Raw genomic sequence first — 12,245 nt, forward strand, 5'->3', positions numbered from 1 at the left:
TGCGACGCGACGACTCGAACCCTGCAGTCCAGAATGCGGCCCCAGCGAGCGACCCGCTAGAATTGCAATGGCCGGCGCTGCGTTGTGCCGCGGCGCCTGCAACTTCCTTGCCATTATTCGATTTCATTTACGCGTGAAGACCGTTACCCTCGAACAACTCCGTGACGGGCAACTCGCCGGCGCTCGACAGCTCAAGCTCGCCTGCGGGCTGAGCGAATTTCCGCGCGAGATCTTCGACCTCGCCGACACCCTGGAGGTGCTCGACCTTTCGGGCAATGCGCTCACGTCGCTGCCGGACGACCTGTCGAGGCTGCGCCGTCTGCGCATTCTGTTCGCTTCGAGCAACCGGTTCACCGAGTTGCCGCCTGTACTCGGCGACTGCGAATCGCTGAGCATGGTCGGCTTCAAGGCGAACCGCATTCGCCGCGTTTCGGGGCGCGCGCTGCCGCCGCGATTGCGCTGGCTGATCCTGACCGATAACGCGGTCGACGTGCTGCCGGCGGAAATCGGCGAGCGTCCGAATCTGCAAAAGCTGATGCTCGCGGGCAACCGGCTGAGGTCGTTGCCCGAGACGATGGCCGCTTGCAGCCGGCTCGAACTGCTGCGGATTTCGGCGAACCGGCTCGACGCCTTGCCCGACTGGCTGTTGCGCCTGCCGCGGCTCGCGTGGCTTGCTTATGCCGGCAATCCGCTGAACGTCGTGCGCGAGCAGGTGGCGCAGGCCAATGCGCCGGTGCCCGATATCGACTGGCATACGCTCGCGCTTGGACAGACGCTAGGCGAGGGCGCCTCGGGCGTGACGCATCGCGCGACGCGGCTCCTGCGCGATGGGCATCCGGTGGAGGCGGTCGCCGTCAAGCTGTTCAAGGGCGCGGTGACGAGCGACGGTCTACCGGAGCTCGAAATGGCCGCGTGCCTGCAAGCCGGGCTGCACCCGAATCTCATCCCGGTGCTCGGCAAGATCACAGGCCATCCGCTCGGCGAGCATGGCCTCGTGATGGAGCTGATCCATCCGTCGTTCGTCAATCTCGCGGGGCCGCCGAGCCTCGACTCGTGTACGCGTGACGTTTATGCGGCCGATGTACGCTTCGACCGGCCGGTTGCATTGCAGATCGCGCGCGCGATCGCAGCGGCGGCACGCCATCTGCACGGACGCGGGATCATGCACGGCGATCTCTATGCGCACAACATCCTGCACGACGGTACTGGGCATGTCTTGCTCGGCGATTTCGGCGCGGCGTCCTTTTACGATATCGACGATCGCGCCCGGGCGCAGGCGCTCGAACGTATCGAGGTGCGTGCGTTCGGCTGCCTGCTGGAAGAACTCGCGCAGCGTCTGGCCGGAGAGGCTCATGATCGCGCCGCCGGGTTCGATGCGCTAATAGCAGACTGTTTGCGCGAGCAAGTCGAGATGCGACCTTCGTTCGATGAAATTGTCGAGCGGCTGGCTGCGTTGAACGATTGAGCAAGTGAGCGCAAGCCGTTAGCACATCGTGGCAGGCTCAGGCATGCGTGCTGACCGGCGCGTAGATCGCGAGCTTCAGCGCCGGATCGTCGTTCGTCTGAAACGTTGCGTACTCATAGCGCTGCAGATCGCGCCGATTTACGCGCCCTGCGGCGAGGAGCGGCGTGCGCCGCTGCGTCCTCCCAATGCGCCAAGCGCCGTCCGGGGTAACTCTTCGGTGGCCAGTGCCCACAGCGAATACGCCACGCCGCGCTGGAACAACAAGCTGACAGCACTGCGAAGCTCGCCCCTGCCCAGCGCATAGACCGAGTCAGTGACGGCCTTGGCGCCGTGCATCAGGACGCTGGCATGCCGGTAGCACCCCATCATGCAGGCATTGCACGGTTCCTGCTGGTCGGGCAGGTGGTCGAGGTCGAACACGGAGCCCATGGGCTCATCCCACGGTTCGCAACGCCAGATATCGAGGTTCCAGTCGATATAAAAATACTTGCTGCCAGCGATGCACGGAATGCGTTGCTGTTCGCCGCGCACGAACCGCGCGACCTCGTCCAGTGCGGCACCCGGGTCCATGACGCGAAAGCGCTTCTTGAGACGTTCGATTGCGCTCAATGCTTCGAGTAGTTCGTCGCGGCTGAGGTCGACGAGCTTCGAATGTTCGTCGTACACCAGCGATGTGGAACCGAATGCGTCGCGCCTTGGGTAGGAAAACACTACGGAATCGAAACCAAGCCGGTCGAGCGTTTCGGGAAGCGCTGCGTAACGGACCAGATGGCTCACCGTAACCGTTGCGCAGACCGGGATGCCGAAGGCGTGCGCCTCGGCGATGCCCTCGTGGATGCGGGCCGCAAGGCCGGGCAGCCCGCGATTGCGTTCGTGCTCGCTCATGTCCGCGCTGTCGATCGAGATCAGGAGACGCTTCAGGCCGGCGGCAGCCAGTTGCTTGATGTGCCGAGGAAGGAACCAGCCGTTCGTGATCACGCCGCACTGGATGCCGGCTTTGGTGGCCGACCCTACGAGCGATTCGATTTGCGGATGCACCAGAGGCTCGCCGCCTTGCAGCGTCATATAGCGAATCTTGCGTCTGCGCAGCATCGGCATCGCACGCGCGAACGCATCAGGATCGAGATAGCGGCGCGGGCCTGCCATTTTCTTCTCGCGCGAAAAGCCGCAGAAGTCACATGCAGCGTTGCAAACGTTCGTAACCGAAACGTCACAGACCGCAGGCAGTGGAGTGTGGGGCTCGCTCGCGCCGTTGCTTACATTTGGCAAACTGCGCCATTTGATGGTCCGCTCTGTCCTGTCCATGGTGCCCTCGAGGTTTGCCAACTCGTTCCGCACGAACCATCATAGGTTATGCACGGCACAGGCGCCGGATCGGGAGCGATATTTTTCAGTAATGGCTCAAACCAATCCTGTTTGACTGGCTATTGCCGGACACCTTCAATCCCGGTGCTCGATGGTGCCTCACTGGGCAGCCGGTTCCGGGCGAGTTCGTGAATGCTCTGTACGGGTTTGCAGAAGGAGAGAGAAATGGTTGACACCACAACCACCAAGCCGCGCGCTATCGGCTTCAACCACGTCGCGCTGGAGGTCGGCGATATCGAGGAAGCGCTGGCTTTCTACGGCCGCATCTTCGACTTTCAGTTGCGCGGCAAGAGCAGGACGATGGCCTTCATCGATCTTGGCGATCAATTCATCGCGTTGCAGGCCGGACGCCGACAGCCCGCCGACGACGGCCGGCATGTCGGCCTCGTTGTCGACGACAAGGAGGCGGCGCGCGCCGCACTCGCGGCCGCAGGCGTGAAGACGCTCGACGGTCCGTTTCTGGATTTTCGCGACCCCTGGGGCAATCGCTTCGAGATCGTGGGCTATGACAACATCCAGTTCACGAAGGCGCCGAATGTCCTGCGCGGCATGGGCCTGACGCACTTGACCAAGAACGAAAGCGCGAAAAAGGAGCTGGCCGAAAAAGGGATGGCGCCGGGTTGAGGCCCAATTTTCGCTGACGGGGCGGCTTCGCTCAATTCGGTTGCGATTGCGGTTCTTGTGGCGCCACTTGCGGTTGCGTTGGCGGTTGCGGCGCCACTTGCGGCAGAGCAGGAGGCTGCGGCGCCGTGATCGGTTCGAGCCCGCTGCGCGTAATCGCGGGCGCCGCATCCGGCGAGGACAGAAAACGGATCAGCGCCTCGGCGCCGGCAGGATTTCTCGCTGTGGTCGCGATGCCCCCGGAGTACACCGTGTAGCTTTGCACTTGCGCGGGCAGACTGCCGACCACCGTTATCCCCTTGACCGGCAACAGTTCCGCGACCTGTTGCAAGCCGATCTCCGCGTCGCCGTTCGCGACTGCAGTGGCGACCCGCTCGGCGGGAACCATGCGGCTCCTGCTTTTCACACGCTCGTCAATGCCGAGGCGCGAAAACAGTTCATTGGCGATATAGACGCCACTCGCGCTTTCCGGATAGACAATCGACTTCGCTGCAAGCAGCGTGCGGCGCAAGGCGTCGACAGTACTGATGTCCGGTTTCGGCGTACCCTCGCGCACCACCAGGCCGATTGGCGAGCGTGCGAAGTCCACCTTGCTGCCAGGCACTACGTTGCCGGCGCGAATCTGATCGTCGAGCGCATAGCTGACCACGATCAGCACGTCGGCCCACTCGCCACGCGCAAACCGCACGGGAATCGCATTCAGGGCGGTGCCCGCCGCCGCTCCCCAGACGGTGGCCAGCGTATAGCCGCTCTCGTCCTCGAATTGCGGACCCAGGTCACGATACGCCGGCGCAAACCAGCCCGACATCATGACTTTCACCTGGTCTGCCAGACACGCGCTGGGGCCCAATAACGCGAACGCCATGCAGATCGCGAGTGTGCGAACCCTCGGCTGGTGGATAGTCACGGCTGCGCCCCATCTCGATCGGCTGATCCGGCACTACGCCACATGTATCGCTCCCTATTTGCAGCAAAGCCGTGCAACGAAAGCGCGCGGCGGAAACCTGTGGCGAAAGCGCATCGTGGCTACGATCGTTTTGCATCGTTTATACAACACGTTCGTTTGTGCACACACTGGTTTTCTTCGCCTCTGATAGTCTTTTCCCAGCGACAGTTCGAGCGGTTATCAAACTTGACGCGTGCGAAGCGTGAAATCGAAGACAGGGGGGCTTATCCATGTTGCATTGGCTTTCAAACTTGATTGCCCACAATGCCGCAACGCCGGAGAAGCAGGCTCAACGCGCGCTGGGCGAATTGCGCATGGCGCTCTTCCAGGCCGAACAGCGGGTTCTGGATGCGCAATTGCAGGCCGAGTATTACCGCACGCGAATTGCGTTTTGCGAAGAAGTGCTGAAGGCCGGCATCGAACAGGTGTCGGACCTGCGCAAAGGGCAACATGAAGCGGTTACGCACGACTTGCGTCCGAACCTGAAGCTCACGACTTCGCAATAGGGAGGCTAGGCAGGCACGGCAGAAGAAACGCCTTCGGCAGTGATAGAAAGCAAAAGCATCGCAATGTGATGCAATATCTAGCGGGGGCGTTCTCCCGCCGATGCAAGGCCGAACCCGTGCGGCGCTTTGGGGACAAGACGCGCGGCCGCATGGGTCCGTGCGATTGTCCGGCATGGGCCGCAGCGGAACGGACAGGACGCCGCCGGTCCGGCGAGCGAACCTTATGAGTCAAATACTCTGCATGCCGAATTATCCGGTTTGCCGGGTCAACGTCGACGACAAGCGGCAAACGTGCGCCCACCCGGGCGCATCGCGCTTTTCTTTCCGGCAGTCGGCAGAAGACCCCGCCCGGCGCACCGCTAGACGCGCGGCAGATCGTCGATGGATTTTTCGACGTTACCGTCCGGCACTTCCAGATCGATTCCATCGATTCCGTTGGGATGCGGCACCGGCTTGATCTTTGGGCCAAGAAATCGCATGCCGCCCAGCGTAAATACGGAATAAACCACGGCCCCCGAGCGGATGTCGTTGGTGACGGCCGCCACCTCGGAGATGGTGGGTGCCGAGAGCCAATTGTGCGTCTGGGGGTCGATCAGCGCCCAGCGCACGTGTGTGACCCGGTCGGTCGAGGAACTGATGCGTACACCGTCGATACCATAGGTAGCCATAGCCGTCACCCTCGAGGCGAGAAACCTAATGGTAATCCGTTCGCTGCGCGGGTGGTAGCACGCCGGAGGCTTTCCACCCGAGCACGCTTACCACACCGCCTGGCTCGTGATTGCGAACTGTTTGAACTGGGTATCGACGCGCAAAGGCGCGCCGTGCTCCGTCTTCTCGATATGATCGACGAGCGGCAGCCCCACGCCTTCGAGCCAGTCGGAGAGGCCCAGATCGACGGGCGTATCGATGCGTACGAACATGCCCGCGTTGGAGGCGAGCCAATGGCTGATCAGCGCCTTGGCGCGGCATGCGTCCGGCGAATCGGGGGCGATCACGGGACCGATCACGTGCCCGTCGCCAAAGCGGCGAAAGAGTGCGAAGCCGATCAGGTCGCCGTCGCGGTCGAGCGCGATGCCGCTCGCTTGATCGAGCAGTTTCGGCAGCATGTCCGAGCGGTCGAGTCCGCTTGCGCCCGTAGCCAGCTCGATGAGGCGGGGCCGGTCGCTCGCGCCGATCGGGCGCAGCCGCTCGCCCGCGGGCAGCGAGACGAGCGGCGGCTGAAACGCCGCGCCCTGGTGCTGGTGAATGCGGCCGATGCGCGTAAAGCCGAGCCGCTCGACGAGCGGCCAGCCCGCGTCGCTTGCGTGGAGCAGCAGCGTGCGCGAAGCGAGCGCCTGCATCCAGTGCTCGATCATGGCACGGCCAATGCCGCGGCGCTGATGACTGGGCTTGACGATCAGCATGCCGAGCGTCGCCGCGTTGGGACCGAACAACCACGAGAAAGCCGTGCCGACGAGCGAGCCGCCTTCGTCCACGGCCACGATGCCTTGGCCGATACGCGCGGCGAAACGCCAGTCTTCGGGGCGGTGCCGCCAGCGCACCGCCGTCGACAACGCATGCGCGGCGGGCAGATCGTCGGCAGTAAATGCGCGGTAGGTAATGACGCTGTTCAGGTTTGGGTCGGACACGCCGGCCTCCAGATTCTGTATACGCGTTCCGTGACTATCGCATTGCCCGCCGTGGCTGACTAGGACGATCTTCCTGTTCCGGACGCGCCGTGGGCGCGCGCCCGTGATGCAATGCAAAACGCGGGGTTGGGCAGTCAATAACGCTTCGATTCTGCTGATTGCGCCTTTTTGTCGGCGAAAAATGCGGCGGCAGTGGACCTACGATATTTCCCATCGAGACCAAGTCGAGGGAACCCAGTCATGGACCAGTTCGATCCCGCTGCAGTGGCTGCCGCAATCGCGGAACAAGCCAGCCATTTCATTGGCGGAGAGCGGGTCGCCGGGGGCGCGGCGCGCATCGGGGTCGCGCGGCCATCGGACGGCGCCGTCTACGCCTCGGCGCCACTTGGCGACGAACAACTAGTGGACCGCGCCGTCGACAACGCGAAGCGCGCGTTTCGCTCGAGCGGCTGGCCGCGCATGGCGCCGCGCGAGCGCGCCCGCATTCTGCGCCGCTTCGCCGACCTGATCGCCGCCGACACCGCCACGCTCGCGCCGCTCGAAGCGCTCGGCTCGACGCGCCCCGTGCGCGACGTGTGCGCGTGGGACGTGCCGTTTACGGCGGAAGGCATCCGCTTCTATGCCGAGTTCGCCGACAAGATCGGCGGCGAGGTCGTGGCCACCGATCACGACCATCTGGGCATGACGATCGCCGAGCCCTATGGCGTGGTCGGCGCGATCGCGCCGTGGAATTTCCCGCTCGTGATGGCGTCGTGGAAGATCGGTCCGGCGCTCGCGGCGGGCAATGCCGTGGTGCTCAAGCCTTCGGAAATGACGCCGTTCTCCGTGCTGCGCCTCGCCGAACTCGCGGTCGAAGCGGGCATTCCGCCGGGCATCTTCAACGTGGTGCAAGGCGACGGCGCGACGACCGGCGACGCGCTCGTGCGCCACCCGGACGTTGCAAAAGTGACGTTCACGGGATCGACGCGCGCGGGCGCCGCGATCATGGCGGCGTGCGCGCAAAGCGGCACGAAGCCGGTCACGCTGGAACTGGGCGGCAAGAGCCCGCAAATCGTGTTCGCGGACGCGCCGAAGTTCGACGAGGTCGCGCGCCGCATTGCCGGCGCGATTGCGGGCAACGCGGGGCAGGTGTGCGTGGCCGGTTCGCGGCTGCTGGTCGAGCGCGCCGTTGCGGACGAACTCGTTACCCGCATCGGGCAGGCGTTCGCCGCGCTGCGCGCCGGGGCGACGTGGGCTGCGGGCACGACGCTGCCGCCCATCATTTCGGAAACCCAGGCCGCGCGCATCGAAGCGATTGTCGAGCGCAGCGTGGCCGAAGGCGCCACGCTGTACTGCGGCGGCCGCTGCGCAGAGGCGCCCGTGCCCGGCGCGTTCTACCTGCCCACCATTCTCACCGGCGTGACGGCGCAAAACGAGGCGGTGCGCGCCGAGATTTTCGGCCCGGTGCTCACGGTGCAGACCTTCGACACTGAAGAAGAGGCGCTCGCGCTCGCCTCGCATCCCGAATACGGCCTCGCCGCCGGCGTGCACACCGCGGACATCGGCCGCGCGCTGCGGTTCGTGCGCGCGCTGGAGGCGGGCACCGTGTGGGTCAACCGCTACGGACGCAGCAACGACTTCATGATCCCGACCGGCGGCTACAAACGTTCGGGCATGGGCAAGGACCTCGGGCGCCAGGGTTACGAAGCGCACCTGCGCTTCAAGAGCGTGCTGATCGATACGGGAACCTGACGACGTGCTGGCTGCCAGGCTGACGAACTATGCAGGAAAACGCACGGTCATGCTGCCATGACCCGCGCGATGGCGCCGCCGCAGATTCTGCTGCTGCGGCCTCCGAAAACGCTTGGTTTATACCGTATGGGCCCCACGATTCGACGCTCACCCCAAATTTTGCGCTGTTTAAATTTTCCACAGGGACGCACTTTCACCTGTTTTCGCCACTGAGCCCGCAGCGGGTTCATCACACGAAAGGATTGCCATCATGATCGATTTCGAGCCGAAGTACATCACGTTCGACTGCTACGGCACACTGACCAGGTTCCGCATGGCCGACATGGCGCGCGAGATATATGGCGACCGCCTCGAGGGCGCCGATCTCGAGAAGTTCGTCGCGTTTTTCGCGGGTTATCGCCGCGATGAGGTGCTCGGCGCATGGAAGCCGTACCGCGACGTGGTCGTCAATTCGGTGCGCCGCGCCTGCAAGCGCATGAACGTCGAGTTCATCGAGGCCGAAGCCGAAAAGTTCTATACCGCCGTGCCGACCTGGGGCCCGCACCCGGACGTGCCGGAAGGCCTCTCGCGCCTCGCGAAGAAGTACAAGCTCGTGATTCTCTCGAACGCTTCGGACGACCAGATCCAGAGCAATGTCGACAAGCTCGGCGCGCCGTTCCATCGCGTGTTCACGGCGCAACAGGCGCAGTCGTACAAGCCGCGCATGCAGGGCTTCGAGTACATGTTCGACCAGCTGAACTGCAACCCCGGCGACGTGCTGCACGTTTCGTCGAGCCTGCGCTATGACCTGATGACGGCGCACGACATGGGCATCAAGCACAAGGCCTTCGTCCAGCGCGGCCACGAGCCGGGCACGCCGTACTACGAGTACTACGAAGTCAAGACGATCGGCGAACTCGCTTCGCAACTGGGTCTGTGACAACCGCGATAGCCGAGGCCGCCCGATGAAGCTCGACTCCTACTGGCTCGATACCGCCCCTGGCGGTCTGCTCGCAAGCGAGGGACCGGTGGAGGGCCGCGTGGACGTCGCCGTGGTTGGCGGCGGCTTCACGGGGCTTTCCGCGGCGCTCGCGTTAGGCCGCCGCGGCGCGAGCGTCGCGGTGCTGGACGCGGGCCGCATGGGCGGCGGCGCGTCGGGGCGCAACGGCGGCCAGTGCAATACCGGCGTGGCGCAGGATTATGCGGCGCTGCGCGGGCAACTGGGCGTCGAGCGCGCGCAGGGTTGCTACCGCGCCTATGCGGCGGCCGTCGATACCGTCGAGCGGCTGATTCGCGAAGAGGGCATCGACTGCGACTACCTCGCCTCGGGCAAGCTCAAGCTCGCGGCGAAGCCGCATCACCTCGAACACCTCGAACGCACGGCCGAGCTGATTCGCCGCGAAGTCGATCCGGACATCGAGATCATCGGCCGTGAACAGATCCGCAACGAGGTGGAATCGGACAGCTTCCATGGCGGACTGCTTCAGAAGCACGGCGGCCAGATGCACATGGGCCGCTTCGCGGTAGGGCTCGCGAACGCCGCGGTACGGCGCGGCGCGCGGCTTTACGAGCACGCCGCCGTGACGTCCATCGCGAGAGAGAGCGGCGGCTATCGCGTGGAGTCGTTCCGCGGAACGTTGCGCGCGCAACAGGTATTGATCGCCACGGGCCCTTCTCGGCATGGGCCGTTCGCGTGGTACCGGCGGCGTCTTGCACCGGTCGGCTCGTTCATCGTCGTGACGGAACCGTTGCCGCCCGCGCAGCTCATGCAGCTCTTGCCCCACCGTCGCTCGTACACGACGAGCCGCCTCATGCACAACTATTTTCGCGTGACGCCGGATTCGCGCCTGCTGTTCGGCGGCCGGGCGCGCTTCACGGCGTCGGAGCAGCCTTCCGACGCCAGGAGCGGCCGCATCCTGCAGCGCAATCTCGCACAGATCTTTCCGGCGCTCGCGAGCGTGCGGATCGATTACTGCTGGGGCGGGCTCGTCGATATCACCGCGGACCGCTTGCCGCGTGCGGGCCAGCACGACGGCGTGTGGTTCTCGATGGGCTACAGCGGACACGGCACGCAGATGTCGACGCACATGGGCCAGGTGATGGCCGAGGTGATGAGCGGCAACCCGTACGCGAACCCGTGGCGCGATTTCGCGTGGCCCGCCATTCCGGGGCACACGGGCAAGCCGTGGTTTTTGCCGCTCGTCGGCGCGTACTACCAGATCAAAGACGTTTTTTACTGACGCTGGCTTTTCCTACAACACGCAGCTTCGATACGTCGGGCTGCGACCCCCCACATCAGACGCGGAGAAGTTTCATGAGCACCGACAAATCGCTTGAAGACATCGCTCACCCGGGCGTGCGGCTCGATGCATTGACGAAGCGCGGCGCCTCGCGCCGCGACCTCCTTCGCGCGATGGTCGCGGGGGGCATGATGTCGATGACGGGGGCGGGCCTGCTCGCCGCGAGCGGCGCGGCCTTCGCGCAGGAAAAACCGAAGCAGGGCGGCAAGATCCGCGTGGCGACGCAGTCGTCGTCCGCGTCCGACACGCTCGATCCCGCGAAGGAGTCGGTGTCCACCGACTATGTGCGCGCCAACATGCTGTACAACGGCCTGACCGAGTACGACTCGCATCTCGGCGCGCAAATGGCGCTCGCGCAGTCGCTCGAAACGAAGGATGCGACGGTGTGGATCGTGAAGCTGCGCAGCGGCGTGCAGTTCCACGACGGCAAGACGCTCGCGCCCGCCGACGTGGTGTACTCGCTCATGCGCCACAAGGACGCCGCGGTAGGCTCGAAGGTCAAGACGCTCGCCGACCAGTTCCAGGACGTGAAGGCCACGGGCCCGAACGAAGTGACGATCACGCTCTCGGGGGCGAACGCCGACCTGCCCGTGATCCTCTCCGACTCGCACTTCATGATCATCAAGGACGGCACGAACGACTTCAAGACGGCCGTGGGCACCGGCCCGTTCAAGCTCAAGGAGTTCTCGCCGGGCGTGCGCACGGTCGTCGTGCGCAACGAGCGCTACTGGAAGCCGGGCCTCCCGCACCTGGACGAGATCGAACTGGTCGGCATCGGCGACGAATCGGCGCGGGTCAACGCGCTGCTCTCGGGCGATGTGCAGCTCATCAACCAGGTGAGCCCGCGCTCGACTTCGCGCATCAAGGGCACGCCGGGTTTCGCGGTCAAGGAGACGAAGACGGGCCAGTACACCGACCTCATCATGCGCGACGAGGGCGGCATTACGGGCAACGCCGATTTCCGCCGCGGCATGATGCACCTGTTCGACCGCGAGCAGATCCGCAATGCCGTGTTCCTCGGCTACGGCGCAATCGGCAACGACCAGCCTATCGATCCGACCAACAAGTATTACTTTGCCGGCCTGCCGGAGCGCACCTTCGATCCGCAGAAGGCGAAGTTCTACTTCCAGAAGGCCAAGCTCGGCAGTACGCCGCTGCAGGTCTATGCCTCCCCGGCCGCGGACGGCTCCGTCGAAATGGCGATGCTGCTGCAGCAGGTCGCGCCGCAGGCGGGCCTGAACCTTCAGGTAGTGCGCACGCCCGGCGACGGCTACTGGTCGAACCACTGGATGAAGCACCCGCTGACTTTCGGCAACATCAACGCGCGCCCGAGCGCCGACGTGATCTTCACGCAGTTCTTCAAGTCGGATGCGCCATGGAACGAAGCGAACTGGAAGGACCCGAAGTTCGACCAGATGCTGCTCGCCGCGCGCGGCGAGCCGGACGAGGCGAAGCGCAAGAAGATCTACGGCGACATGCAGGTGCTCGTGCATACCGACGGCGGCATCGGCATTCCGCTGTTCCTCAGCTCGCTTGACGCGCACACGACGAAGCTCAAGGGCCTCGGCTCGATTCCGATTGCCGGCCTCATGGGCTTCAAGTTCGCCGAGAACGTCTGGCTCGAAGCGTAGTGCCAGGCGTGATGTTTTGCGGCCGGTGCGCGCCTGGATGCGCACCCGGTCACCGATTCCCCGCTTCATGATG

11 protein-coding genes are annotated in these 12,245 nt (G+C 64.6%); 7 read left to right on the forward strand and 4 right to left on the reverse strand.

The window, feature by feature from the left end; genetic code table 11:
- Nucleotides 1–133 precede the first annotated feature (133 nt).
- Nucleotides 134–1,465 (forward strand): leucine-rich repeat-containing protein kinase family protein, encoded by a 1,332-nt coding sequence (locus tag BHE01S_RS27170; protein ID WP_052406146.1) that lies wholly within the window; start codon nt 134–136, stop codon nt 1,463–1,465.
- 138 nt (nt 1,466–1,603) lie between these two features.
- Here BHE01S_RS27170 and BHE01S_RS27175 read toward each other — a convergent pair whose 3' ends face one another.
- Entirely contained in the window at nt 1,604–2,770 is a 1,167-nt protein-coding gene (locus BHE01S_RS27175; protein ID WP_052406147.1) for a radical SAM protein, read from the reverse strand.
- A gap of 225 nt (nt 2,771–2,995) precedes the next feature.
- Here BHE01S_RS27175 and BHE01S_RS27180 point away from each other — a divergent pair, with 225 nt between their 5' ends.
- Nucleotides 2,996–3,454: a VOC family protein gene (locus tag BHE01S_RS27180; RefSeq protein ID WP_042269318.1), complete on the forward strand. Its 459-nt coding sequence runs from the start codon at nt 2,996–2,998 to the stop codon at nt 3,452–3,454.
- Nucleotides 3,455–3,485: 31 nt separating this feature from the next.
- Here BHE01S_RS27180 and BHE01S_RS27185 read toward each other — a convergent pair whose 3' ends face one another.
- The gene (locus BHE01S_RS27185) at nt 3,486–4,262 is read right to left on the reverse strand and encodes a substrate-binding domain-containing protein (RefSeq protein ID WP_245639878.1); all 777 of its coding nucleotides are present in this window, start codon (nt 4,260–4,262) and stop codon (nt 3,486–3,488) included.
- A 386-nt stretch (nt 4,263–4,648) separates the two neighbouring features.
- Here BHE01S_RS27185 and BHE01S_RS27190 point away from each other — a divergent pair, with 386 nt between their 5' ends.
- A complete protein-coding gene (locus BHE01S_RS27190; RefSeq protein ID WP_245639875.1) occupies nt 4,649–4,903 on the forward strand; it encodes a hypothetical protein in 255 nt (84 codons plus the stop codon).
- Nucleotides 4,904–5,262: 359 nt separating this feature from the next.
- On the opposite strand, the gene BHE01S_RS27195 is transcribed toward BHE01S_RS27190, so the two are convergent.
- Together BHE01S_RS27195 and BHE01S_RS27200 are read right to left on the reverse strand one after the other, a co-directional pair.
- Nucleotides 5,263–5,571, reverse strand: a complete 309-nt coding sequence (locus tag BHE01S_RS27195; RefSeq protein ID WP_042269321.1) for a hypothetical protein — start codon at nt 5,569–5,571, stop codon at nt 5,263–5,265.
- A gap of 87 nt (nt 5,572–5,658) precedes the next feature.
- Nucleotides 5,659–6,531 (reverse strand): GNAT family N-acetyltransferase, encoded by an 873-nt coding sequence (locus BHE01S_RS27200; protein ID WP_042269323.1) that lies wholly within the window; start codon nt 6,529–6,531, stop codon nt 5,659–5,661.
- Between the two features lie 240 nt (nt 6,532–6,771).
- Between BHE01S_RS27200 and BHE01S_RS27205 the strand changes: the two genes are divergently transcribed.
- The 4 genes from BHE01S_RS27205 (at nt 6,772) to BHE01S_RS27220 (ending at nt 12,172) form a co-directional block, all read left to right on the forward strand.
- Nucleotides 6,772–8,262, forward strand: a complete 1,491-nt coding sequence (locus BHE01S_RS27205; RefSeq protein WP_042269325.1) for an aldehyde dehydrogenase family protein — start codon at nt 6,772–6,774, stop codon at nt 8,260–8,262.
- 250 nt (nt 8,263–8,512) lie between these two features.
- Nucleotides 8,513–9,181: a haloacid dehalogenase type II gene (locus BHE01S_RS27210; protein ID WP_042269327.1), complete on the forward strand. Its 669-nt coding sequence runs from the start codon at nt 8,513–8,515 to the stop codon at nt 9,179–9,181.
- A 25-nt stretch (nt 9,182–9,206) separates the two neighbouring features.
- Entirely contained in the window at nt 9,207–10,481 is a 1,275-nt protein-coding gene (locus BHE01S_RS27215; RefSeq protein ID WP_042269328.1) for an NAD(P)/FAD-dependent oxidoreductase, read from the forward strand.
- A 74-nt stretch (nt 10,482–10,555) separates the two neighbouring features.
- Entirely contained in the window at nt 10,556–12,172 is a 1,617-nt protein-coding gene (locus tag BHE01S_RS27220; protein WP_042269330.1) for an ABC transporter substrate-binding protein, read from the forward strand.
- The last annotated feature ends 73 nt before the right edge of the window (nt 12,173–12,245 follow it).

Origin of the sequence: Paraburkholderia heleia NBRC 101817, from assembly GCF_000739775.1 — a bacterium.
Lineage (GTDB): Bacteria > Pseudomonadota > Gammaproteobacteria > Burkholderiales > Burkholderiaceae > Paraburkholderia > Paraburkholderia heleia.

Excerpts from the sequence above, each read along its gene's own strand:
- BHE01S_RS27220 (WP_042269330.1), top strand. The coding sequence starts at position 10,556 with ATGAGCACCGACAAATCGCTTGAAGACATCGCTCACCCGGGCGTGCGG.
- BHE01S_RS27185 (WP_245639878.1), bottom strand. The coding sequence starts at position 4,262 with ATGATGTCGGGCTGGTTTGCGCCGGCGTATCGTGACCTGGGTCCGCAA.
- BHE01S_RS27175 (WP_052406147.1), bottom strand. The coding sequence starts at position 2,770 with ATGGACAGGACAGAGCGGACCATCAAATGGCGCAGTTTGCCAAATGTA.
- BHE01S_RS27210 (WP_042269327.1), top strand. The coding sequence starts at position 8,513 with ATGATCGATTTCGAGCCGAAGTACATCACGTTCGACTGCTACGGCACA.
- BHE01S_RS27205 (WP_042269325.1), top strand. The coding sequence starts at position 6,772 with ATGGACCAGTTCGATCCCGCTGCAGTGGCTGCCGCAATCGCGGAACAA.
- BHE01S_RS27180 (WP_042269318.1), top strand. The coding sequence starts at position 2,996 with ATGGTTGACACCACAACCACCAAGCCGCGCGCTATCGGCTTCAACCAC.
- BHE01S_RS27195 (WP_042269321.1), bottom strand. The coding sequence starts at position 5,571 with ATGGCTACCTATGGTATCGACGGTGTACGCATCAGTTCCTCGACCGAC.
- BHE01S_RS27215 (WP_042269328.1), top strand. The coding sequence starts at position 9,207 with ATGAAGCTCGACTCCTACTGGCTCGATACCGCCCCTGGCGGTCTGCTC.